We start from the raw sequence: 23742 nt of genomic DNA on the forward strand, positions 1-23742 counted from the left end.
CTTCGGCTTCGGCTTCGGCTTCGGCTTCGGCTTCGGCTTCGGCTTCGGCTTCGGCTTCGGCTTCGGCTTCGGCTTCGGCTTCGAAAGGCGTTTCGTCTACGGGGTCAGCATCGTCAACAGGTGCCTCATCCGGGGTCTGGACAATGTCCTCGACTGCGTCAGCCTTGGGGTCATCTTCCGGCTTTTGATCGGTTTTCTTCTTACCAGCCACCGCAATGTTCCCCTTTTCGAATCCAAAACAACCTGAACAACTAACCAGACTAAGTTAATCTGTGGCCTCGCCGCCCTCAACCCGCATCGCATGTTTCACAAGCTTTTTAACGGCTTTCCGCATTTTCTTCGGTGTCGGCTCTTTGGCAATCTTCAGGCGGACATAATCCAAGGAATAAAGGGGTTCAGCCGTGGCCTCGCTGATTGCAGCCAGCCAAAGTGGTGCCGAACCCACCCAGATGTCGGCAAATTGTCGCGCTGTTCTGGGTGAAAATATGGGGACAATCACCGGTTCATTGCCCTCAGCAACGGCGCCTGCCCGATCTGTGAGCGGTAACAGGTGCTGTTTATAGACAGGCTGTTCACGCACAGCCAGACCGGATTCGGTCAACCGTTCAGCAATGTTACCCCGGCTGTGTTCCCCCCGAAGATGAAGCAGCGGGCTTTGGGGCCGGTGCTTTAGCAGGTTTGCAATCAGCTCTTCGGCGGTAGCACCCACCATCCGGGCATCCCAGCCCGCGCCTTTGGCCGTTCCGGTGGTAACAGGACCGACACAAAAGGCCGGCATCTTTCGAGATACATCTAAAGACGTCGCCGCATTAACGGCGTTGGCCGAAGTAAAGATCAGCCCCTTTGCTTCATCCGCATGCACTTGCACCGCCAAAGGTTTGATTTCCAGAATCGGCGAATGGATAACCTCTACCCGGCTTCTGATGCGGGTTGGCAACTGCGCGACGAACCTTTCAGACGCAGCGCGCGGGCGGGTCATCAACAAATACAACAGTTGGCGCCTTCGGCCTTGGGATTGTTTGCATCCGCGCAGGGTGATACCCCGCTTGGCAACCAAGGTGTAACGGATCAGGCCAATGGTGCAAACACTTACTGTCCTCGGGTTGGAAAGCAGCTGTGATGACACGGCCGCCGCAGTCGTGCGCCAATCCGATGATACAGCCGCCGAGGTGCTGTCCTCGGTTGTCTATGGCCAGACCGAATTGCACAGCGCATTTGGTGGCGTGGTGCCTGAGATTGCCGCCCGCGCCCATGCGGAAAAGCTGGATACCTGTGTGATGCAGGCGTTAGAGGCCGCAGGTTTGGGCCTTGCCGACATGGACGCTATTGCCGTAACCGCCGGTCCCGGCCTGATTGGGGGGGTTATGTCAGGCGTCATGTGCGCCAAAGGGATCAGTGCCGCTACGGGCCTGCCATTGATCGGAGTCAACCATCTGGCCGGTCATGCGCTGACGCCACGCCTGACGGACGGGATCGCGTTTCCCTATCTGATGCTGCTGGTCTCGGGCGGGCACTGCCAATATCTGATTGCCCATGGGCCCGAGCAGTTCACCCGTCTCGGCGGCACCATCGACGATGCCCCGGGAGAGGCCTTTGACAAGACAGCCCGCCTGCTGGGCCTACCGCAACCCGGTGGCCCCTCGGTCGAGGTCGAAGCCAATACGGGCGATCCCAAACGGTTCCGGTTTCCGCGGCCACTGCTGGACCGTCCGGGCTGCGATTTGTCCTTTTCCGGGCTCAAGACCGCGCTGATGCGAATGCGCGACCAGATCGTGGCCGAAAAAGGTGGCCTGACGCGACAGGACCGCGCCGATCTTTGCGCCGGGTTCCAACAGGCCATCGTGGACACTTTGGCCGAGAAAACACGCCGCGCAATCGACCTTTACCTATTGGAAGGCCCTGCGGAGGCGGTTGTGTCTGTTGCGGGCGGCGTTGCGGCAAATACGGCCATTCGTACCGTGTTAGAGTCTATCTGCGTCGAAAAAGGTGCCCGATTTACCGCCCCTCCGTTAGCCCTGTGCACCGACAATGCCGCCATGATCGCCTATGCCGGAATTGAACGTTTCCGCACTGGTGCCCGCGATGATCTGACCCTGACCGCGCGTCCGCGTTGGCCTCTGGATCAAACCAGCCCGGCCATGTTGGGCAGCGGCAAAAAAGGAGCCAAAGCGTGAGCGTGTCGGTTCTGGGGTCCGGAGCGTTTGGAACAGCTCTGGCGATTTCGCTGGCCGGGAAAGGCCCCGTCACGCTATGGGCTCGGGATCCGGAACAGGCCCAGATGATGCAGAACCATCGCGTAAACAGCGCGCGCCTGCCGAATGCACCTTTGCCCCAGGCGATTACGGTTACTTCGGACGCTGATCTGGCGGCAGAAAGCGAAATCATCCTCCTGTCCGTGCCGATGCAGAAATTGCGGAGCGCGTTGTGTGCGCATTCCGCTACCCTCAGAGATAAAACGCTGGTCGCCTGCTGCAAAGGGATAGAGCTGACCTCGGGCCTTGGGCCGGTTTCCGTTATCCGTGAAACCGTCCCAGAGGCGCGCGCTGCGCTGTTGACCGGGCCAAGCTTTGCGAACGACATCGCGCGCGGCCTTCCCACCGCATTGACCCTCGCTTGTGCGGATGATGCGATTGGCCGTGACCTGCAGCATGAATTGAGCACCACAAATCTGCGCCTCTATCGCACCGCGGATACTATCGGCGCCGAACTTGGTGGGGCCTTGAAAAACGTCATGGCCATCGGGTGCGGGGCCTGCATTGGCGAAGGCATGGGCGAAAGCGCCCGTGCCGCCCTTATGACGCGGGGCTTTGCCGAGATGCAGCGCTTTGCGCTGATGCGCGGGGCCCGCCCTGAAACATTGATGGGCCTGTCGGGTATGGGTGATCTGGTACTGACCTGCTGTTCCGAGCTGTCCCGGAACTATCGATTTGGCCTGTCGCTTGGGCGCCAGGATGCTTTTGACACAAACACAACCGTCGAAGGTGTTGCCACGGCCAAGGCTTTGGCCAAAATTGCCAAGGCCGAAGACCTGGACATGCCCATAAGCACAATCGTTTCAGAAATAAGCACCGGAAAATGCAGCGTAGGTGAAGCCATGCGCTGGCTGCTGAACCGACCCCTGAAGGAGGAATAACATGCTGATCGCCCTTATCGCCAAGGATAAACCCGACGCGCTGCAAACCCGGCTGGATAACCGTTCCGCCCATCTGGCCTATATCGAAGAAACCGGTGTTGTTGCCCAGGCCGGACCCCTTCTGGAAGGCGATGCGATGATCGGATCACTGATCATCCTCGAGGTTGAGGATATGACGGCGGCGCAAAACTGGGCCGACAATGATCCCTATGCCAATGCAGGACTGTTCCAGTCAGTTGATCTGATCGTCTGGAAAAAGGTGGTCGGCTGATGGCGTATTGGCTGTTCAAATCCGAACCCTCGACCTGGAGTTGGGACCAGCAAGTCGCCAAGGGCGCAGAGGGCGAAGAATGGGATGGGGTGCGCAACTATCAGGCACGCAATTTCATGCGGCAGATGGCCGTGGGCGACCGTGGTTTTTTCTATCATTCGCAAAAAGACAAGGCGATTGTCGGCATTGTTGAGGTTTGCGCCGAAGCCCATCCAGACAGCACCACCGAGGATGAGCGTTGGGAATGTGTGGATATCAAAGCCGTGCGCCCGTTCACCATCCCGGTCACGCTGGATCAGATCAAAATGGACGAACGTCTGGGCGAGATGGTTTTAGTCAAAAACTCCCGCCTGTCCGTGCAACCGGTCAGCGATGCCGAATGGCAAGTGATTTGCGATCTGGGGCAGACGAAAGCGGATTGATCAAAGGGAAGGTCCTGACAGATGCAGAACCTTCCCTACCCCGCGTGCTCCCGATTCACCACACGCGTATAGAATTTCGGTTCTGACCGTCCTGGTCACAAACTGACACTAACCCATTTGGCCGGTTTGGCACAAACAACAAGTACCTAAAATTGGAAACGCCCGCCACAGATCGGGCGGGCGCTGATTGGTCGAAACCCGGATTTAGCTATAGACCGACTCTTTGCCGAAATGCTTGGTCAGCATATAGTAAACGACAGCACGATACTTGTTGCGCTCGGACATGCCATAGGTTTCCAGCGCTTTGTTGATCGCCTCTATCAGCTCGGGACCGTCGGAAAGCCCCAGCTTCTTGATCAGGAAGTTATTCTTGACGGTCTCAATTTCACCTGACTGACTTGCTGCCACGGTCGACGCGTCGGCGTCATAAATCGCCGGACCACATCCGATCGTGACCTTGGTCAAGAGGTCCATGTCGGGGTCCATCCCGCATTTGTTTTTCAGATCATCTGCGTATTTGGCGATCAGTTCGTCGCGTTTTCCCATGAATATTTCTCCCGTTGAGCAGCTTTGGCTGCGATTTTCAATGCGCCTATGAACAGGTGTCGGAAGGTTAGTCAGTTGTTCTGTTTACACAAAGGGAAAATTTCAGGTCATTCCCCGTAAGCGAAATTATGGCAGCACAGATAGACTCCGCGTACAACAATGCCTGATTCTGGCCTTCTGTAAGGGTCAGGTGGTTTGGATTCAGGGCGCAGCGGGAAAATGTTGAAACTAGTGCAGCGTGCCGACATGGCACCTGCTAACCGACCGGTGGTTATCTGCAATATCCCCAACCCGGTCCCTGAAGATGGAAGTGGTTCGCATGCAGCCGGTTGTAGTTTGGCCCAAGTACCACCCGAAACCATTCGCATGCACCCCGGCCAATCCGGTGTAGAAAATCTGCTTCGGGTCCGGGTGTCGTCCAGTCCGACAGCAGGCTCAGGCTTCGCCCATCTGCCAACTCGACCCCGACAATATCGATGGCATCAGCGGTGGCATGACTGCTCCAACCGCTGTCCTTTCCCTGCGCGGTGCGCATTCGCCGGCAGTTATAGCTGCCCAGGTGGCGCAAGCTGCGCACCCTGCTGTCCAACATCTCGCGCGCGGCGGGTTGGACCACATGGTGTTCCCACATGGCCAATCGCAGAGCCGTGGCACAACGGGTCTCGACGCCATTGACGCTGGCCGTGGTTAAGCCCGAGAGAACCCCGCGCCCGGCTATTCCGCATTTCTCGTCGACAATCAGATCCTCGACCAGGGAAAAGCTTACCCCCGCCCCGGCCAATGCGGCCCTGCACTGCGTTTCATCGGCCAAAGCTCGTCGCATTTGCACAGGTGTGACCGGCGTGACCCGAGCCGTAATGGTCAGATCTCGCAAAGGGTTCCAGTGGTCCGGAACCGGTGATTGCGGGTGGGACAAAAGCCAGTAGCCACCCCCACCCATCAAAACCACCAAGGCGAGTGCTGAGAAAACGAAAGACGCCGCCAGATGCAATATCCGACGGCGTCCAGAAGGTTTGGTCATGCCTGACCCGCAATCAATAGCGGTAATGTTCAGGCTTATAGGGGCCTTCCGGATTCACACCGATATACGATGCCTGTTCGCTGTCCATCTGCGTCAGCTTCACGCCGATACGGTCCAGATGCAGGCGTGCAACCTTCTCGTCCAGATGTTTAGGCAGGATGTAGACCTTGTTTTCGTACTGATCGCCTTTGGTGAACAGCTCAATCTGGGCCAACACCTGATTGGTGAACGAAGCCGACATCACAAAAGACGGATGACCGGTGGCGTTGCCCAGATTCAACAGGCGGCCTTCGGACAGCAGGATCAGACGATTGCCCGAAGGCATCTCGATCATGTCCACCTGTTCCTTGATGTTGGTCCATTTGTGGTTCTTCAGGCTAGCCACCTGAATCTCGTTGTCAAAGTGACCAATGTTGCCGACGATGGCCATGTCCTTCATCGCGCGCATATGCTCGATGCGGATCACGTCCTTGTTGCCGGTCGTGGTGATGAAGATATCCGCGCTGTCAACTTCGTCTTCCAGCAGCGTAACCTCGAACCCGTCCATCGCGGCCTGCAGGGCGCAGATCGGATCAACTTCGGTCACTTTCACACGGGCACCGGCACCGCGCAGCGACGCGGCCGAGCCTTTGCCCACGTCACCATAGCCACAGACCACGGCAACTTTACCAGCCATCATAGTGTCGGTGGCGCGGCGGATACCGTCGACCAGCGATTCCTTACAGCCATATTTGTTGTCGAACTTCGACTTGGTGACACTGTCGTTGACGTTGATCGCTGGGAACGGCAGTTGGCCGTCTTTCACCAGCTGATACAGGCGGTTCACACCGGTCGTGGTTTCTTCGGACACGCCCTGGATCTGGTCGCGCATCTTGGTGAACCAACCCGGGGACGCGGCCATCCGCTTGGCGATCTGCTTTTTGATCACCTCTTCCTCTTCCGAGCCCGGTACGGGGATAATGTCTTCGCCCGCTTCGGCGCGGGCGCCCAGCAGGATATACAGCGTCGCATCGCCGCCATCGTCCAGGATCATGTTGGGGCCGTCGGTGAACAGGAAGGATTTGTCCAGATAATCCCAATGCTCTTCCAGCGTCTGGCCCTTGATGGCGAACACCGGAATTCCGGCTTCGGCAATCGCCGCCGCTGCGTGGTCCTGGGTTGAGAAGATGTTGCACGACGCCCAACGCACATCCGCGCCCAGCGCCACAAGTGTTTCGATCAGAACGGCTGTCTGGATGGTCATGTGCAGCGACCCGACAATACGCGCGCCCTTTAGGGGCTTTGCGTTACCGTATTCCGCGCGCAGGGCCATCAGGCCCGGCATCTCGGTCTCTGCAATATCCAGTTCTTTGCGGCCAAACCCGGCCAGCGAAATGTCTTTGACGATATAGTCCCCGGCCATCAGGTGCTCCATTCCGGTATAATTCAATCCGGGTTGCCCTAGCATCCCTTTCGGGACGTGGCAACGCAGATGGCCGGAAACGGGGTTTTAAGCCGCCAAAATCAACTTGGTATACCCTCTACCTTGATTTTGGGGATCGCTTGGAAAAAGTCGGTCCCAACGGCGACAATGCAACTGATGCCGTTCGGACGTGTCACCAAAACGGTATAGCTACCCGTTTCCTCTGAGGTCCAGACCTCCATCACCGATTGCGAGCCACGGGATTTTTGCAATCCGCCAAAGGCCAGTTCCTCGGAATAATTGTCCTGTAGCGTTGAAATCAGTTGATCACGCAACGCACAGCTTTGCTGGGCAAAGGCAGGCGGTGCAGTGGCGGCCATACCAAAGGCCAGAGCAATTCCTAACAAACGCTTGAACATAGCAAGCTCCTTTCGATACGAGTTACGTCCGAGAGGGGCACACCGGGAGGAGCATGCGCCCCCCTCGGTACAAATGTCGGTATCACCGCGTGCTTGTTCAAAGCACGATTGCTCAAGAAAAAGTTGGCAGCTGGTGATCTTGACAGGTACAGCTTACCACAAAAATGCGAATTTAATGTGTCCCACTTCACAAGGCATGGCAGAATGGCAACACAACCCCGCGCATGGCAAAGAATGCTGTCCGGGCGCAGGCTGGACCTGCTGGACCCAACACCGGTGGATATCGAGATTGAGGATATCGCGCATGGGCTGGCCTTTGTGGCCCGCTGGAACGGGCAGACACATGGCGATTTCGCCTATTCGGTGGCCGAGCATTCGCTGTTGGTCGAAGAGCTTTTTGGTCGTATTGCCCCCAAGGCACCGGTCAAATGGCGGCTGGCGGCCCTGCTACACGATGCGCCGGAATACGTGATCGGAGATATGATCTCTCCGGTCAAATCCGCTGTCGGTCCCGACTATGGCGCACTGGATGACCGGCTGGCTGCGGCGATCCACATCCGGTTTGGCCTGCCCGCTGCGGTGCCTAAAACGGTTAAACGGCAAATCAAAAAGGCCGACAAGATCAGCGCCTGGATGGAAGCCACCCAGATCGCGGGCTTTTCCGAGACCGAGGCGACAAAATTCTTCGGCCGCCCGGACAGGGTTATTATGGAAGGGCTGCAGATCAAATTGCGGCCACCCGTTGAAGTAAGATGTGCCTATACGCATAGACATTCGGCATTGATGGCCGAGATTGGGCCCTGACCACTATTAGCCTTCTGATCGCGCCACCTTCTGAAAGACGTTACCGTCAATCTCATGGGCATGCCAACGCACTGGCGTCGCCTTCAGATTTGTTATTTCGGCCTTGCCCTCAGTCTTTTGTACTTCAATCTGCATAATCGTGCTGCTGGCAATGTCTCTATCGGCGAAACCCCACAGCAGACTTCCTAGGGAATAGGCGATTGGCACCGTCCGATCTCCGGTCTGCGTGCGATACAGCTGAATGGGCTGAGGGACATGGGGGTGGTGGCAGACGATAAGATCAGCTCCGAATTCGGCCAAGTCCTGTGCGGCCTCTTGCTGCGCTCGGCGCGGGAACAGCTCGAACTCATGACCCCAATGAATAATCGCAATAACCAGATCACAGCCAGCCGCTTTTGCATTCGAAATCTGTGTCTTTAGAAGGGTTGTGTCCGGCGCTTGATGCTTTGAAGTCAGCTTGGCGATATTGATGCTCTGCTTTTGACCTTCAGGAAGCGCGTGGCCGTTGGTACCAAAAGCGCAGGACGCAAATCCGAACTTTATCCCTTTTCGTTCGATCGTTTTGACGGCTGTGGCTTCTGTCAAACTCTCATTCACACCGATTTGCATGATATTTCTGTCACTTAAGACGTTTAGAGTCGTCTCAAGCCCCTCAACACCCATGTCGAGAATATGGTTGTTTGCAAGGTTCAAAACATCAATGAACCTCTCGTTATGGCTGGTCAAAGCATCGAACTGTTCTTCCGACGCACATTCGATCGGCGGGCCAGCGTCCCCGATCACTTCGTCAATCAAAGGCTGTGTCGTTACAGGTGACTCGTAGTTGGCGACCAAAATATCATCCTGAAACAAAAGATCTTCGATCTCAGCATATACCTGATCTTTTGCGACACTGGCCCTGTGGGTTCTTAGAATGTCCCCGGCAAAGCTCAGAGTGACCGAATTTGATGTGTCACTGATGTCAGCGGTTGAAAGTCGTACGGCCGTTTTAGTCATAAAGCAGGACTGATCCAGCTCCGCTTCAGGCTGCTGAATGGGGTTCTTACTTTTATAGACCCAGTACAGGTTGTCCAAAATGTTCATTTCGGAAAGCTCACCCGCAGCGCCCTTTCGTGGTCGCGCCCAAAACCCAAATCTCTCTGCTGCCCAGGTGACAACAGAGACAATGACCTTAAGGGCAGGGTTGGAAATACGGAGGCTTTCGTATGGCGTATTAGGGAGCGGCGACACTTCGATACATCTCAACTATTTGTTCGGAAAATATAAATATTGAACTTAACGAAAACACAAATTGGTTAACAGACACTAAATTAAAGTCTTCAGGGGTTGCGGGCCATCAGCCGCGACAAAGCATATGTTTGATAGCCGCCTGTCGAGACTCAATTCGGTTTTCCGGCTTCATGAGTTCTGGTCTGTTATGCGCAAGCTAAACTCACGATCTCATCGCGGGCTGCGCTTCGCCAAGATCCGTTGCAATGTCCGGCGGTGCATGTTCAGGCGTCGCGCGGTTTCACTGACGTTGCGATCACACAGCTCATAGACCCGCTGGATATGCTCCCAGCGCACGCGATCCGCGCTCATCGGGTTTTCCGGCGGCGGGGGCAGTTCGTCGCCCTTGGCCAGCAATGCGTTGGTGATGTCGGTGGCGTCGGCGGGCTTCGACAAATAGTCGGTGGCACCAATCTTGACTGCGGCCACAGCGGTGGCAATCGCGCCGTACCCGGTCAGAACCACAACCCGGCTGTCGGGGCGCTTTTCGCGCAGCACTTCGACCACATCCAGGCCGTTGCCATCCTCCAACCGCAGGTCAACAACCGCATATGCAGGCGGGCGGGCTGTGGAAATTGCGCGGCCAGCGGCGACAGAGCCCGCGGTTTCAACCTCGAACCCGCGTTTTTCCATGGCCTTGGCCAGACGTCTCAGAAACGGTTCGTCATCATCCACCAATAACAGCGATTTATCCGGGCCGATGTCGAGGTCAGAGCTGTCCGCCATATTCTATTCTTTCCGCTAATTCACGCCGTTGGCTTAAACATGAGTAATAGCAGCGCCATTGCAAAGGTCAAACAGACCGTTGCGTTCTAGATCTTGTCCAGAAAGCAGCCCACCTTGTCAGCCATCTGCTCGGCTGTGTCATTGCGATCGAAAAATTCGATAAACCCGTCCTGGGGTGTGACCAGATAAGTAAAGGTCGAGTGATCAACCAGATAGTACTCATCACTTTTGTCATGGGCCTTATAATAGGTCTTATAGGCCTTGCTGGCGGCCTTGACCTGATCGGGCGTGCCGGTCAGGGCGATGGTCTTACCACCAAGGTTAAAGGCGTAATCGGCCATAACTTCGGGTGTGTCGCGATCCGGGTCGATCGAGATAAACAGCGGCGTCACCGATTGCCCGCGTTCGGCCAGAATATCCACCGCTTCGGCATTGCGGGACATGTCAAAGGGGCAAACATCCGGACAGAAGGTATAGCCGAAGTAGACCAGCGTAGGTTCGGTTATCACCTGTTTGTCGGTCACAGTCTCGCCCTTGCCGTTGATCAGTTCGAAGGGCCCGCCAATGGTGGCCGTACCCCCTGCGATCTGGCTGGACCGGCACTGCGCGAATTTGTCGTCCGAGCCTGCGCCGCGCGTCAGCAGCCACATGGCCCCCAGACCTACGGCCAAAACAACTGTTGCAAGGATAGCGTATAGACGGACCATGGCATCTTACCTGACGATGGAGGAGTTGTTGATCGTTCCGGCCGGGACACCTATCAAGATGAACAGCCGATGCAACAGGACATAATGGACCAATGGCAGATTCCAACATCACTTTTTGGCCTGGTCAGGAACGCAGCTGGATTCGCCTGCGGACGCTGATCCTGCTGCGCTGGGTGGCCATTTTTGGCCAGATCACCGCAATCACCGTGGCGCAACAGACCTATGATGTGCAGTTGGATGTGACGCTGTGCTATCTGGCCATCGGCATTTCGGTCATGGGCAACTTGACGGCGATTCTTGTCTTTCCACGCAACAAACGCCTGTCCGAGTTCGAGAACTTTCTGATGGTGTTGTTCGATTTGTTGCAGCTGACCATCCTGCTGTACCTTACCGGAGGCCTCAATAATCCGTTCGCCTTGCTGTTGGTGGGTCCTGTGACGATCTCTGCCAATGTCATGAGCACCCGGTCAACGCTGATCATCGGTACGGTGGCCATCATTCTGACCACGCTGCTAGCCGAATTTCACCTTCCCCTGCACACGGATGGCGGTGTGGATCTTGAGATCCCCGATATCCTTCTGTTCGGAAACTGGGCTGCCATCGTTATCGCGATCGTTTTCCTGGGGGCCTATTCCCACCGCGTAAGCTCTGAGGTGCAGTCGATGTCTCAAGCGCTGTCGGCCACGCATATGGCCCTCGCACGTGAACAGAAACTGACCGATCTTGGTGGAGTTGTCGCCGCCGCCGCGCACGAACTTGGAACACCTCTGGCAACAATCAAACTGACCAGTGCCGAACTGATCGAAGAGCTGGACGACCGCCCTGACCTGAAAGAAGACGCCGCCTTGATCCGCGAACAGGCCAATCGTTGCCGCGACATTCTGCGCGACATGGGGCGGGCTGGCAAAGACGACCTCCACCTGAGACAGGCCCCCCTGTCCACTGTCATCCATGAGGCCGCCGAGCCACATATCAACCGCGGCAAGCAGGTACACTTTGCCGAAGGTCCGGTCGGGGATGGCGATGTTCAACAGCCTTCGATCCTGCGAAAACCTGAGATCATCCACGGAATGCGCAACCTCATCCAGAATGCTGTGGATTTCGCGCGCAGCAACGTCTGGGTCGAAGCGGAATGGACAGCCGAAAGGATTACGATCAACATCATGGATGACGGCCGCGGGTATCCTTCGCAAATGATTGGCCGGATCGGGGATCCGTTCATGCGCCGACGGCGGGCAGAATCGGAAAAGCGGGCCCGGCCGGAATATGAAGGTATGGGCCTGGGCCTGTTCATCGCAAAAACCCTGCTGGAACGCAGCGGTGCGCATTTGGATTTCGCCAATGGCTCTGATCCATATCAGACCTTGTCGGACAATCCCGAACGTATAGGGGCCATCGTCCGGGTATCTTGGCCGCGAAAACTTGTGGATGCACAGACCGGCGACACCCCCGTTCCTTCAGGTGTAAATCAGCATATCCAAGTCTGAGTTAAGACCCCGTTAACCATTTCCACCCATAGCTATACCCGTGAATTCACCGCGGGAGAGCACATGGTCGACTGGATCATATTGGCCGTCATCAGTGTGGTGTCTGCCAGTCTGGCGGTTCAATGGCTTTTGCCCCGTCGTCAGCAGACAAGTGACAATTTCGGCCTGTCCGAGCCGGCCTCGTTGTTCAATGTCGTGTTTCTGTTCGACGGTGACAGCCTGATCAGCCACACAGACATCGCTCTGGAAGGGTTTGAGGCTGTGCGCGACTGGTCAGATCTGCGTCGGCTGCTGCAGCGAGATTTTCCGGGCTTTCCTGAAACCCCTGAACGCGTCAGGCACGAAGGGAATCTTATCATCCCCGCCATTGATTGTTCGGTCGAGCGGGACGTTTTGTGCGAATGGATCGACGGGGTCGTACGCGTACAGCTGCGGGAAAGCTCTGATTACCCCAGAACCGTATTGCGCGAGAATAGCGATCCGATCCGCCTGGCGATGGAACTGGCGCCCTACCCGGTCTGGCATCTGGATTATCAAAACAAGATCCGCTGGTGCAACGCCGCCTATGTCTCGCTTGTCCGCAAAGTGCGCGGTGGCGATACCGACCTGACTGCACCTCTTTTTCCCGGGCCCGAAAATGGCGCGCGTATCAGCGCCAAGACCCGTGTATTCATTTCGTCCGAAGACAGTGCAAACAAGCTTTGGTTTGACCTGACGATGGTGGACCACCCGGAAGGCAGCCTATGCTACGCTGTGGACATCAACGCCATCGTCGCCGCCGAGACAGCGCAGCGAAAATTCGTACAGACGATGACCAAAACCTTTGCACAGCTGTCCATCGGCTTGGCCATTTTTGACAGAAATCGCCAGCTTGCCCTGTTCAACCCCGCCTTGATTGACCTGACCACCCTGCCCCCGGATTTCCTGAGCTGCCGCCCCAACCTGTCCAGTTTCTTTGACCGCCTGCGCGATCAGCACATGATGCCGGAACCCAAGAACTATCGCAGCTGGCGTAATCAGATGAACGATCTGCTGGAGGCAGCAGAAGACGGAAATTACCAGGAAACATGGTCGCTGCCATCCGGCTCGGTCTATTCCGTCAGCGGCCGCCCGCACCCGGATGGTGCGGTGGCCTTTCTGTTCGAAGATATCACGGCCGAGATCACGTTGACCCGCCGCTTTCGGGCGGAAATGGATTTGATGCAATCCATCCTGGATAAGCTGGCCGACGCGGTTGCCGTTTTCGGTGATGACGGTACCTTGGCCTTCACCAATTATGCCTATCAGAAATTATGGGGTGAAGCCGATGGTGCCGGATTTGAACCCGACACGGTTCTGGACGTGACCCGCAACTGGCAGAAACATTGCACGGCCACTCCGATTTTGGGTGAAATCCGGGATTTCGTGGAAATGCGGGACAGCCGGGCTGAGTGGTCAGCCAGAATCCAGATGCGTAACGGAACCGATCTGTACTGCACCATCTGCCCATTGCAAAACGGGGCCACCATCATTCGCTTTGCCACGCACAATGCGTTGCCACAGCACGAGATACAGCAAATCAGCGCCTGAACCGGGTTGCAGCCAATCCAGCGTGGGGCCATTGTGGCGCCATGACGTTACCACCCCTCAGGATCACCCTGAATTCGCCCGAAGATACGACCAAATTTGCCAGTCGGCTGGGCGCAATTCTGCATCCGGGCGACATCCTGCTGCTGCAGGGTGAGATCGGAACCGGTAAGACCCATTTCGCGCGCAGTCTGATCCAATCGCTGATGACCCGGCCCGAGGATGTGCCCTCGCCCACATTCACGCTGGTTCAGGTCTATGACACCCGTAAAGGTGAGATCTGGCACTGCGATCTATACCGGCTGAGCGCGGTGGAGGAAGTCGAAGAGCTTGGGCTGGCCGAAGCGATGGAGCAAGCGATCTGCCTGATTGAGTGGCCCGAGAAACTGGGCCCGCTGACACCCGGTTCTGCCCTGACGATGACATTTGAAACAGACCCGGACATGCTGGATATGCGCCACATCACCCTCACATGGACCGACGAAAAATGGGCTCAAAAACTGGAGGTCAGCGAATGACAAACCGCGCCGTCCTTGCCGAAGCTCTGATTTCACACACGCCGTGGTCCAAGGCCCGCCGAGAGCCTTTGGCGGGGGATGCCTCGAACCGCCGGTACGAGCGCCTGACCGACCCGGTCACGGGCAAGTCCGCTGTTCTGATGGATTCGCCCCCGGGGCAGGCGGAACCGGTCGAAGCCTTCGTACGGATGGCCCGGCATTTACAATCTATCGGGCTAAGCGCCCCACAGATCTACGCCGAAGACACGCAATATGGGTTTCTTCTTCTGGAAGACCTTGGCGATGACCTATTCGCGCGGGTTCTGGTCAAACATCCCGATATGGAGCGGGAATTATACGAGGCGGCAACAGATGTCCTGATCAAGTTGCACGAGGCCCCTACCCTGTCGCTGCAATCTTACGGCCCGGCACTGATGACCGAACTGGCGGCCCTATCCTTCACCAAATACGCCCAAGGGGTTCTTGGCGAATATGACCGGGATGCACAGGATCGGTTCGAACACCGATTTGCTGATATCCTGCATCAAGAAACATCCGGCACCAAAGTTGTTGTCCAAAGGGATTACCACGCGGAAAACCTGATCTGGCTCCCTGACCGCCAAGGGGTTGAGCGCGTTGGATTGCTGGATTTTCAGACCGCCATGCTGGGCCATCCTGCCTATGATCTTGTGTCTTTGCTTCAGGATGTGCGCCGCAAAGTGACGCCGGGTACGGAAATGCGGATGGTCAGCCACTATATCTCGGCTACGGGTGTCAACGATCATGATTTCCGCAGTGCCTATGCTGTGCTGGGGGCCCAGCGAAATCTGCGGATTCTTGGTGTGTTTACACGGCTTGCGACCGAGTATGGCAAACCCCATTATGTCGATTTGATCCCCGCTGCGTGGGGCCATCTGATGCGGGATCTGGATCACCCGGCGCTGGTGAATGTTGCCGACCTGCTGCGCGTGGCTCTGCCCGCGCCGACACCCGAAAACCTGAACAGGCTCATACAGAGATGACCCAGCCCCCCAATGCCGTCATGCTGTTCGCAGCCGGGTTCGGCACCCGCATGGGCACCCTGACCCTGAACCGCCCCAAGCCGCTGATCGAGGTAGCCGGGCGCCCGCTGATCGACCATACGCTGGATCTGGTTGACGCGCTTGGGTCGGTTCGCAAAGTGGCCAACCTGCACTATCTGCCGGATCAGCTTGAGGCGCATTTGGCACCGAAAGGCGTATTTGTTTCACACGAACAGCCCGACATTCTGGATACGGGCGGTGGATTGCGGGCGGCTTTGCCTTTGTTAGGGCCTAATCCGGTGTTCACCTTGAATTCCGACGCCATCTGGTCAGGCTCAAACCCGCTGACAATGCTGCGGGCCGCCTGGAACCCTGATTTGATGGACGCATTGTTGATGTGCATCCCGACCGCGCAGGCGATTGGTCATGCCGGCGCCGGAGACTTTACTGCTGATGAAACGGGCCGGATTACCCGCGGCCCCGGATTGATCTACGGAGGCGCGCAGATCATGAAGACGGAAGGGCTGGTCGAAATTCCAGACAAGGTGTTTTCGCTGAACCTGCTTTGGGATCGGATGCAAAAGAAAGACCGGCTGTTTGCCCTAACCTATCCCGGCCGCTGGTGCGATGTTGGCCATCCGGAAGGGATCGCCCTTGCTGAAGGTCTGTTGGCGGATGTTTGACCCCTCACCCCTGCCCCGCGTCTTTGCCGTACCTCCGGGTGTGGATTTTCCAAAGACGCTGGTCCGGGGGTTGAGAAATCGCTGTGCCGCTCTTCCGCCCGAGGCTTTGGCCCGAGTGGAGCTGGTTGTTAACACGCGGCGTATGGCTCGCAGGGTGCGTGAGCTATTCGACCAGGGCCCTGCCTGTTTGTTGCCGCGCCTTTCACTGGTGACTGATCTGGGTGAAAGCGTGAATCTGGCGCAGATACCACCCGCAATACCGCCCCTGCGACGGCGGCTGGAATTGACGCAGCTGGTCTCGAAGCTGCTGGATCAACAACCGGATCTGGCGGCGCGCTCGTCTTTGTTTGACCTGTCAGACAGTCTGGCCGCATTGATAGATGAGATGCAGGGCGAAGGCGTTTCACCCGAAGCGATCCGGCGGCTGGATGTCACCGACATGTCCGGGCATTGGGCCCGCGCGCAGGCGTTTATCGGGATTGCGGATCAGTTCATCGACACAGAAGACGACATCCTGGACACGCAGGCCCGGCAGCGCCGCGTGGTCGAGAACCTAGTCAAACATTGGCGAGTGGATCCACCTCAGCACCCGGTCATTCTTGCCGGCTCGACGGGGTCACGGGGAACGACACTGATGCTGATGCAAGCTGTTGCCTGCCTGCCGCAAGGCGCATTGATTCTGCCGGGTTTTGACTTTGACCAGCCCGATAAGGTCTGGGCTCAGCTGGATGCGGCGTTAACCTCTGAGGATCACCCGCAATACCGGTTCCGGAAACTGATGAACCAGCTTGGGCAGAGCCCGGATCAAATCACAGCCTGGACCCAGGACAATCCACCCTCAACCGCCCGTAACAGACTGATATCGCTTGCGTTACGCCCCGCCCCGATCACGGATGCGTGGATGTCCGAAGGTCCACAACTGACCGATCTGCATGGCGCAACAAAAGACCTGACCCTGGTCGAGGCGCAGTCCCCCCGGGCCGAGGCCCTGGCCATAGCGCTCCGCTTGCGAGAGGCAGCTGAAACCGGCCAGACCGCCGCTCTGATCACCCCCGACCGCATGCTGACTCGTCAGGTCAGCGCTGCGCTGGACCGGTGGAACATCCTGCCCGATGACAGTGCTGGCCTGCCGCTGCAGCTGTCCCCACCCGGACGGTTCCTGCGCCATGTCGCGGCCCTGTTCGCGCGTCGATTGGACGGCGAAGCGCTGTTGACCCTGCTGAAACATCCGCTCTGCCATGACGGGGGCGAGCGTGGCTCTCATCTGTTGCACACCCGCGATCTGGAACTGGACCTGCGCCGCCACGGGCCGCCTTTCCCGGATGCCGCCAGCCTGACGGCATTTGCCATCCGCAAAGAGGTGCCCGAAGGCTGGGTCCAGTGGTTGGTGCAGCATTTCTGCGACCAGCAAATCGCTGATGAGTTGCCACTGGCGGATTGGGTTGATCGCCTCTGCGGGTTGGCTCAGGCCATTTCCGCCGGTCACACTGACGATCCCGGCACTTTGTGGGACAAGAACGCCGGTCAAAAGGCGCTGGCGGTTGTGACCGAGCTGCGAAATGAGGCTCAGCATGGCGGCACCATGACCGCCCATGACTTTGCCGATCTGCTGGGTGCTTTGCTGGCCGGAGAAGAGGTCCGCGACCGCGACGCGCCACACCCCCGGATCATGATCTGGGGCACACTCGAGGCCCGGGTGCAGGGCGCGGATTTGCTAATCCTTGGCGGTTTGAACGAGGGCAGCTGGCCCGAGGCGCCCGCGCCTGATCCCTGGCTGAACCGGCAGATGCGCGATAAGGCCGGGCTGTTGCTGCCAGAGCGGCGCATTGGCCTGTCGGCACATGACTTTCAGCAGGCTATCGGCGCGCCCGAGGTCTGGCTGACCCGGTCGACCCGGTCCGACGATGCCGAAACCGTTCCTTCCCGCTGGTTGAATCGGTTAACCAACCTCTTGAGTGGCCTGGCAGAACAGGGTGGCCAAGCCGCCCTTGCAGAAATGCGCGGCCGAGGGCGGCAATATCTGGGATGGTCCGAACAACTTGAATACGCTCCAGAAATCAAGGCGGCACCGCGCCCATCTCCGCGCCCTCCGGTCGGGTCGCGCCCGCGCCGCCTGAGCGTCACCGAGATCAAGCGCCTGATCCGTGATCCTTATGCGATCTACGCCAAACATGTGCTGCGGTTGAAACCTCTGGACCCTTTGGTTCAGGCCCCGGATGCGCTGCTGCGCGGGATTGTAATCCATGAGATTTTGGAGCAGTTCGTGAAGGACAGCGTGTTGGACACGGCCTTGCTGACACGCGAAAGCTTTTTGAAACGCGCCGAAAGCCTGCTGGTCCAGCATGTCCCATGGCCCACAGCGCGCAAATTATGGCTCGCGCGGCTGGAACGGATTGCGGATGATTTCCTGCGGGCCGAGACCACCAGGCGCAGCGATGGTGGGCCTGTGGCTTTTGAGGCCGCGATGAAGCTGGCGCTCAGTCCGCTGGATTTCACCATAGTCGGGCGCGCCGACCGCATTGACCTGAACAGCCGCGGGGCGCTGCGGCTGGTCGACTATAAAACCGGTGCGCCTCCGACCGAAAGCCAGCAGGCCAAGTTTGACAAACAGTTGCTGATCGAAGCCGCAATGGCCGAGCAGGGCGGGATCGAAGGGTTTGACCCTCTGCCTGTGGCCGAAGCAATTTTTGTCGGCATGGGCGGCACCTATAAAGAGGTGCCCGCGCCTCTGACCAAAGAGCCGGTCGACAAGGTCCTGGCTGAGCTGAAACAGCTGCTTTCCTCTTATTTAGAGCCTGATCAAGGCTTCACCTCGCGCCGCATGCTTCACAAGGATACCGATATCGGGGACTATGATCATCTGGCACGTTTCGGAGAGTGGGACCGAACCAGCAACAGCGCCCCCGAGGACCTGAAATGAGCACCCGCAACGACGCAACCGAACGGCAGGTGCAGGCCGCACGACCCGATACCTCGACCTGGCTGGCAGCCAATGCAGGATCTGGCAAAACGCGGGTTCTGACCGATCGGGTGGCGCGGCTGTTGCTGGACGGGGTGCAGCCGCAACACATCCTGTGCCTGACCTACACCAAGGCCGCCGCCAGCGAGATGCAAAACCGGTTGTTCAAACGCCTCGGTGAGTGGGCCATGCTGGGGGATGCTCCACTTTTGGCCCAGCTGACCGATTTGGGTGTTCAGGGTGCGATTGACCCGGACCGTCTGGCACAGGCCCGCACATTGTTTGCCCGCGCGATCGAAACGCCCGGCGGACTGAAGATTCAGACCATCCACTCTTTCTGCGCCTCGCTGCTGCGCCGTTTCCCACTTGAGGCCGGGGTCAGCCCGCAATTCACCGAGATGGAAGATCGGGCCGCCGCCTTGTTGCGCGAAGAAATCGTTGAGGATTTTGCCCAAGGGCCGATGGCCAATCTGATCGGCGATGTCGCCCGTTTTGTGACTGACACAGGGTTCGACAAACTGACCGCCGCCATCACGCAAAAGCGCAATCTGTTTACGCAGACCGTCGATTGGTCGCAGGTTTTGCAGCAATTCAATCTACCCGCCGATTTTGACGAACAGCTCTTGCTGGGTCAGGTGTTTTTGGGGGGCGAGGTCGAACTTGTCCGCAGCGTCCTGCCCGCACTGACCGAAAGCGGTGGGAATAATGCCAAGGCAGCCACCAGGCTTGCGGCCTTCACCCGCGCCGATATCAGTGCGCTGCCGGTGCTTGAAGATGTATTTCTGACCGGAAAGGCGGCCAAGGACCCGTTTACCGCCAAGATTAACGCTTTCCCGACCAAACCCCTGCGCGAAGGTGTTCTGGCGGGTCAGATGCCACAGCTAGAGGCGTTGATGTTGCGCATTGAAGCCGCGCGTGAACAGCGGCTTGCACTGGTTGCGGCCCGCAAAACGCTGGCGCTTCAGCGGTTCGCAATGGCCTTTCTGCCAGAATATGAGCGGCGCAAGCAACTGCGCGGCTGGCTGGACTTTGACGACCTGATCTTGCGCGCCCGAAACGTACTGAACGACCCGGCGGTAGCGTCTTGGGTATTGTACCGGCTGGACGGCGGGATTGACCATATCCTTGTGGATGAGGCCCAGGATACCAGCCCGGACCAATGGGACGTCGTCGAAAAGTTGGCGCAGGAATTCACCAGCGGGGAGGGGGCCCGGTCCGGGATTGAGCGCACTATTTTCGTGGTGGGTGACAAGAAACAATCGATCTATTCCTTCCAGGGGGCCGACCCTCAGGCCTTTGACAGGATGCAGGCCGAATTTGGGCGGAAACTGGAAGAATCAGGCTCTAAACTGTGGGATTCTACGCTGGAGTACTCGTTCCGCTCCTCCAGCGCCATTCTATCTCTGGTCGATATTCTGTTCGAAAACCATGCCGAGGCCGGGTTTCACAAAGAAAGCCAGCACCGCGCCTTCAAGTCCGATCTGCCAGGGCGCGTCGACCTATGGCCGGTGGTCGAAAAAGTCAAAGACGAGGAAGATACCGAATGGACCGACCCGGTGGACCGCCCTGGTGCGCGCCACCATACCGTTGTTCTGGCCGAGCAGGTTGCACAGTCGATCAGGGATATGATCGAACAGGGGGAAACCATCCCCGAAGATGGCGAGGTACCGGGCAGTTTCGTCCGGCGAAAGGTACAGCCGGGGGATTTTCTGATCCTCGTCCAGCGCCGCTCGGACCTGTTTGCTGAGATCATCCGCGCCTGCAAGGCTGCCGAACTGCCGATTGCAGGGGCTGACCGGTTGAAGGTCGGAGCCGAGCTTGCGGTCAAGGACCTGGCGGCTCTGCTGAGCTTTTTGGCCACGCCCGAGGACAGCTTGTCGCTGGCCACGGTACTGAAATCGCCTCTGTTTGGCTGGCCCGAACAGCGGCTTTTTGATCTGGCACATCGGCGACAAGAGCAATTCCTTTGGGCAGCGCTGCGAAATCGGGCCGAGGAGTTTCCCGAGACGCTAGCCATTCTGAATGACCTACGCAGCCAAATCGACTTTCTGCGCCCATATGACCTGATCGAGCGGATTCTGACCCGTCATCACGGGAGGCGCCTGCTGCTGGGTCGGCTGGGCCCCGAGGCCGAAGACGGCATCAACGCGCTGTTGTCACAGGCGCTGGCCTATGAACGCACCGACATTCCAAGCCTGACAGGTTTTTTAGTCTGGATGCAGACGGACGATCTGGAGATCAAACGGCAGATGAGCGGTGTCGGCAACATGATCCGCGTGATGACCGTGCACGGATCGAAAGGGTTGGAAGCCCCCATTGTGATCCTGCCGGATACCGGCAGACGGCAAGCCCCGCGCGATGCCGAGATCATGGTGACGGATGCTAAGCCACTATGGAAAGTACCGGCAGACGCGTCCCCGGCGCTGATCGCGCAGGCGCGAGCCGAAGCGCGCGAACGGGAAGAGAATGAACGGTTGCGCCTGTTATACGTGGCGCTGACCCGTGCAGAGAAGTGGCTAATCGTAAGTGCGGCAGGGGATGTCGGCAAGGACGGAACCAGTTGGTATCAACTGGTTCAGGCGGCTATGGCGCGGGCAGGGGCAACAGCTCTGCCCAACAGTGAGATCCTGCGCTTGTCGCACGGAGATTGGCATGGTCCGGAATTTATCGAACACACAGGCGCTGTTCATGCCCACAGCGAATTGCCGCCGACCTTCCTGAATTCCGCCCCCGCCATTGATGCGGCGCCGGAAACCCTCAGCCCGTCTGATCTGGGCGGGGCCAAGGCCTTGCCCGGGGATATGGGCCAGGATGAAGAGGCCGCCAAGCTGCGCGGCACCCGCCTGCACCTGCTGCTGGAGCATTTGCCGCGAGTCCTTCCTGAGAACTGGCCGCAGCTTTGCGCACGGGTTCTTCCCGATATGCGTGAGGCCGAGCGGCAAGGATTGCTGGCCGAGGCGCAAAATGTGTTGACGGCGGATCACCTGAAGGCCGTGTTCGCCCCTGATGCCTTGGCCGAAGTCCCGGTAACGGCCGATCTGGGCGGGCGGCGTATTCATGGTGTCATTGATCGGGTGATCGTCACCGAAACAGACGTCCAGGTAATTGATTTTAAATCGAATATGACAGTGCCAGACAATGCGGCATCCTGCCCCGAAGGACTGCTGCGGCAGATGGGTGCCTATGCTGATTCATTGTCGCAGATCTATCCGGACCACGAAGTCAGAACCGCAATTCTGTGGACCCGAACAGCCCAGCTGATGTGGCTGCCACACGATCTGGTGAAAGCTGCGCTAACCCGTGCGCTGACGCCTTGACCTTGGCATACCCGACACCTAGTTTCAGTGACCAAGCATTCCCCATTCAGGAGACAGAATATGTCGACCGTAGCTGTTACCGACGATACTTTTGACGCCGAAGTCAAGAATTCCGAAATCCCCGTAGTTGTCGATTTCTGGGCCGAATGGTGTGGCCCCTGTAAACAGATCGGACCCGCTCTGGAAGAGTTGGCGGCTGAATATGGCGACAAGGTCAAGATCGCCAAAGTCGATGTAGACAGCAACCCGAACTCTGCCGCCGCCATGGGCGTACGTGGCATCCCGGCGCTGTTCATCTTCAAGGATGGTCAGGTCGTTTCGAACCGCGCAGGCGCCGCACCGAAAGCCGCGCTGCAAAGCTGGATCGAAGAAGCGCTCTGATCCGGTTCGGGAAACAACGTTTGAAGGCGCCTCATTCGGGGCGCCTTTTTTCGTATCTGGGGCAAAGCGCTTCCGCCTGAATTGTCTGACTGGAAAAAGCTGCGCAGAAAACAAAAAGCCGCCCAGACCCGGGCGGCTTATCTTGAATTCACGAATTCTCGTGGATCAGAGGGTGGTGATATCCGCGCGGCACAGGCCGATATCGTCCAGCTGTTCATCACTGAGAGCCGACAGGGCATTGCGGGTTTTGCGGGATTCATTCCAATCGGCGGCTTTTTCAAAAGCGCCAAAAAACGCGTCCACTACATGCAGGATGGTAGCTGCTCCGAGCGGCGCATGGATATTTGCGGTAGTTGCCATTTGCGCATTCCTTATAAACAGAAACAGCCGACCCGTTGTCGGTTGTGAGCCTCATGTAGGATTTTCAACTGAGTCCCACAATTGCTGGTTTTACAGCCCCGATTTGCGTTTTTTGCATATCTTATAAGCAAGTTGTGAACTGTTGCGCTGCGGATGAGACCGGCCCATATAGAACAACAGGCGAAAACGGAGGCCCCCATGGCAGACAGCGACTTTCCCGGTTGGCACGGCACAACCATTATTGGCGTCAAAAAAGGCGGGCAGGTGGTCATTGCCGGAGACGGGCAAGTCAGCTTGGGCCAGACCGTGATCAAAGGGACCGCGCGCAAGGTACGCCGCCTGTCACCCGGCGGGTTCGAGGTTGTCGCAGGCTTCGCCGGATCAACCGCCGATGCCTTTACCCTGCTGGAACGTCTGGAAACCAAGCTTGAGGCCACACCCGGCCAACTGGCCCGCGCCTCGGTCGAGCTGGCCAAGGACTGGCGCACCGACAAATACCTGCAAAAGCTTGAGGCGATGCTGATCGTCACTGATGGCAAGGATCTGCTGGTGATCACCGGGGCAGGGGATGTGCTGGAGCCGGAACACAACGTGGCTGCCATCGGATCGGGTGGCAATTTTGCCCTGGCAGCGGCGCGCGCGATGATGGATGGCGACAAACCGGCGGAACAAGTCGCCCGCGAAGCCATGGCCATCGCCGCCGATATCTGCGTCTATACCAATGGCAATCTCACGGTTGAGACGATCTAA

The 23742-nt window shown here is 57.9% G+C and carries 23 protein-coding genes and 1 pseudogene; 14 read left to right on the plus strand and 10 right to left on the minus strand.

Annotation, left to right across the window (positions count from 1 at the left end; translation table 11 throughout):
• Together AC2FH2_RS14570 and AC2FH2_RS14575 are read right to left on the minus strand one after the other, a co-directional pair.
• Positions 1–211: pseudogene (locus AC2FH2_RS14570) on the minus strand (hypothetical protein); the annotation flags it as partial.
• Positions 212–265: 54 nt separating this feature from the next.
• Positions 266–979, minus strand: a complete 714-nt coding sequence (locus AC2FH2_RS14575) for a uroporphyrinogen-III synthase (protein WP_496694383.1) — start codon at positions 977–979, stop codon at positions 266–268.
• Positions 980–1076: 97 nt separating this feature from the next.
• Here AC2FH2_RS14575 and tsaD point away from each other — a divergent pair, with 97 nt between their 5' ends.
• The 4 genes from tsaD to AC2FH2_RS14595 are packed head-to-tail and all read left to right on the plus strand — an operon-like array spanning position 1077 to position 3826.
• Positions 1077–2174 (plus strand): tRNA (adenosine(37)-N6)-threonylcarbamoyltransferase complex transferase subunit TsaD, encoded by a 1098-nt coding sequence (gene tsaD / locus AC2FH2_RS14580; protein ID WP_496824108.1) that lies wholly within the window; start codon positions 1077–1079, stop codon positions 2172–2174.
• A complete protein-coding gene (locus AC2FH2_RS14585) occupies positions 2171–3133 on the plus strand; it encodes an NAD(P)H-dependent glycerol-3-phosphate dehydrogenase (protein WP_496824110.1) in 963 nt (320 codons plus the stop codon). The genes tsaD and AC2FH2_RS14585 overlap by 4 nt, the downstream gene beginning before the upstream one ends.
• Before the next feature lies 1 nt (position 3134).
• Positions 3135–3404, plus strand: coding sequence for a YciI family protein (locus tag AC2FH2_RS14590; protein WP_142637484.1), 270 nt, complete (start codon positions 3135–3137; stop codon positions 3402–3404).
• Complete coding sequence (locus AC2FH2_RS14595) at positions 3404–3826, plus strand: EVE domain-containing protein (protein ID WP_496824112.1); 423 nt, start codon at positions 3404–3406, stop codon at positions 3824–3826. Before AC2FH2_RS14590 ends, AC2FH2_RS14595 begins: the two co-directional genes overlap by 1 nt.
• A 204-nt stretch (positions 3827–4030) precedes the next feature.
• Here the strand turns inward: AC2FH2_RS14595 and AC2FH2_RS14600 are convergent, their stop codons facing one another.
• From AC2FH2_RS14600 to AC2FH2_RS14615, 4 genes are all read right to left on the minus strand, one after another.
• Positions 4031–4372, minus strand: coding sequence for a DUF2853 family protein (locus AC2FH2_RS14600; RefSeq protein ID WP_496824114.1), 342 nt, complete (start codon positions 4370–4372; stop codon positions 4031–4033).
• 271 nt (positions 4373–4643) lie between these two features.
• Positions 4644–5393, minus strand: coding sequence for an extensin-like domain-containing protein (locus tag AC2FH2_RS14605; RefSeq protein WP_496824116.1), 750 nt, complete (start codon positions 5391–5393; stop codon positions 4644–4646).
• Between the two features lie 13 nt (positions 5394–5406).
• Entirely contained in the window at positions 5407–6795 is a 1389-nt protein-coding gene (gene ahcY, locus AC2FH2_RS14610) for an adenosylhomocysteinase (RefSeq protein ID WP_496824205.1), read from the minus strand.
• Between the two features lie 101 nt (positions 6796–6896).
• Positions 6897–7214, minus strand: a complete 318-nt coding sequence (locus tag AC2FH2_RS14615; RefSeq protein ID WP_281995806.1) for a hypothetical protein — start codon at positions 7212–7214, stop codon at positions 6897–6899.
• Positions 7215–7418: 204 nt separating this feature from the next.
• Here AC2FH2_RS14615 and AC2FH2_RS14620 point away from each other — a divergent pair, with 204 nt between their 5' ends.
• Complete coding sequence (locus AC2FH2_RS14620) at positions 7419–8018, plus strand: HD domain-containing protein (protein ID WP_281995807.1); 600 nt, start codon at positions 7419–7421, stop codon at positions 8016–8018.
• 6 nt (positions 8019–8024) lie between these two features.
• Here AC2FH2_RS14620 and AC2FH2_RS14625 read toward each other — a convergent pair whose 3' ends face one another.
• The 3 genes from AC2FH2_RS14625 to AC2FH2_RS14635 form a co-directional block, all read right to left on the minus strand.
• On the minus strand, positions 8025–9101 hold the full coding sequence (locus AC2FH2_RS14625; RefSeq protein ID WP_496824119.1) for a CapA family protein: 1077 nt from the start codon (positions 9099–9101) through the stop codon (positions 8025–8027).
• Positions 9102–9458: 357 nt separating this feature from the next.
• On the minus strand, positions 9459–10013 hold the full coding sequence (locus AC2FH2_RS14630) for an ActR/PrrA/RegA family redox response regulator transcription factor (RefSeq protein WP_142637470.1): 555 nt from the start codon (positions 10011–10013) through the stop codon (positions 9459–9461).
• A gap of 86 nt (positions 10014–10099) precedes the next feature.
• Positions 10100–10720, minus strand: coding sequence for an SCO family protein (locus AC2FH2_RS14635; protein WP_281973374.1), 621 nt, complete (start codon positions 10718–10720; stop codon positions 10100–10102).
• Positions 10721–10812: 92 nt separating this feature from the next.
• On the opposite strand from AC2FH2_RS14635, the gene regB reads away from it, so the two are divergent.
• From regB to trxA, 8 genes are all read left to right on the plus strand, one after another.
• The gene (regB, locus tag AC2FH2_RS14640; protein ID WP_142637465.1) at positions 10813–12207 is read left to right on the plus strand and encodes a sensor histidine kinase RegB; all 1395 of its coding nucleotides are present in this window, start codon (positions 10813–10815) and stop codon (positions 12205–12207) included.
• Between the two features lie 63 nt (positions 12208–12270).
• Positions 12271–13776 (plus strand): PAS-domain containing protein, encoded by a 1506-nt coding sequence (locus tag AC2FH2_RS14645; RefSeq protein WP_496824121.1) that lies wholly within the window; start codon positions 12271–12273, stop codon positions 13774–13776.
• Positions 13777–13817: 41 nt separating this feature from the next.
• Positions 13818–14291 (plus strand): tRNA (adenosine(37)-N6)-threonylcarbamoyltransferase complex ATPase subunit type 1 TsaE, encoded by a 474-nt coding sequence (gene tsaE, locus AC2FH2_RS14650; RefSeq protein WP_496713957.1) that lies wholly within the window; start codon positions 13818–13820, stop codon positions 14289–14291.
• Complete coding sequence (locus tag AC2FH2_RS14655) at positions 14288–15292, plus strand: aminoglycoside phosphotransferase family protein (RefSeq protein WP_496694375.1); 1005 nt, start codon at positions 14288–14290, stop codon at positions 15290–15292. Before tsaE ends, AC2FH2_RS14655 begins: the two co-directional genes overlap by 4 nt.
• Positions 15289–15975: a nucleotidyltransferase family protein gene (locus AC2FH2_RS14660; RefSeq protein WP_496824123.1), complete on the plus strand. Its 687-nt coding sequence runs from the start codon at positions 15289–15291 to the stop codon at positions 15973–15975. Before AC2FH2_RS14655 ends, AC2FH2_RS14660 begins: the two co-directional genes overlap by 4 nt.
• Positions 15968–18895 carry a double-strand break repair protein AddB gene (gene addB / locus AC2FH2_RS14665; protein ID WP_496824207.1) on the plus strand — a complete coding sequence of 976 codons (2928 nt, stop codon included), beginning with the start codon at positions 15968–15970 and terminating at the stop codon, positions 18893–18895. Before AC2FH2_RS14660 ends, addB begins: the two co-directional genes overlap by 8 nt.
• Positions 18892–22251, plus strand: a complete 3360-nt coding sequence (gene addA / locus AC2FH2_RS14670; protein ID WP_496824125.1) for a double-strand break repair helicase AddA — start codon at positions 18892–18894, stop codon at positions 22249–22251. The genes addB and addA overlap by 4 nt, the downstream gene beginning before the upstream one ends.
• A 60-nt stretch (positions 22252–22311) precedes the next feature.
• A complete protein-coding gene (gene trxA / locus AC2FH2_RS14675) occupies positions 22312–22632 on the plus strand; it encodes a thioredoxin (RefSeq protein ID WP_142637451.1) in 321 nt (106 codons plus the stop codon).
• A 165-nt stretch (positions 22633–22797) separates the two neighbouring features.
• Here trxA and AC2FH2_RS14680 read toward each other — a convergent pair whose 3' ends face one another.
• Positions 22798–22992: a DUF1127 domain-containing protein gene (locus AC2FH2_RS14680; RefSeq protein ID WP_142637449.1), complete on the minus strand. Its 195-nt coding sequence runs from the start codon at positions 22990–22992 to the stop codon at positions 22798–22800.
• A 198-nt stretch (positions 22993–23190) separates the two neighbouring features.
• On the opposite strand from AC2FH2_RS14680, the gene hslV reads away from it, so the two are divergent.
• On the plus strand, positions 23191–23742 hold the full coding sequence (gene hslV / locus AC2FH2_RS14685) for an ATP-dependent protease subunit HslV (protein ID WP_142637447.1): 552 nt from the start codon (positions 23191–23193) through the stop codon (positions 23740–23742).

This window comes from Ruegeria sp. YTSA105 (assembly GCF_059610225.1).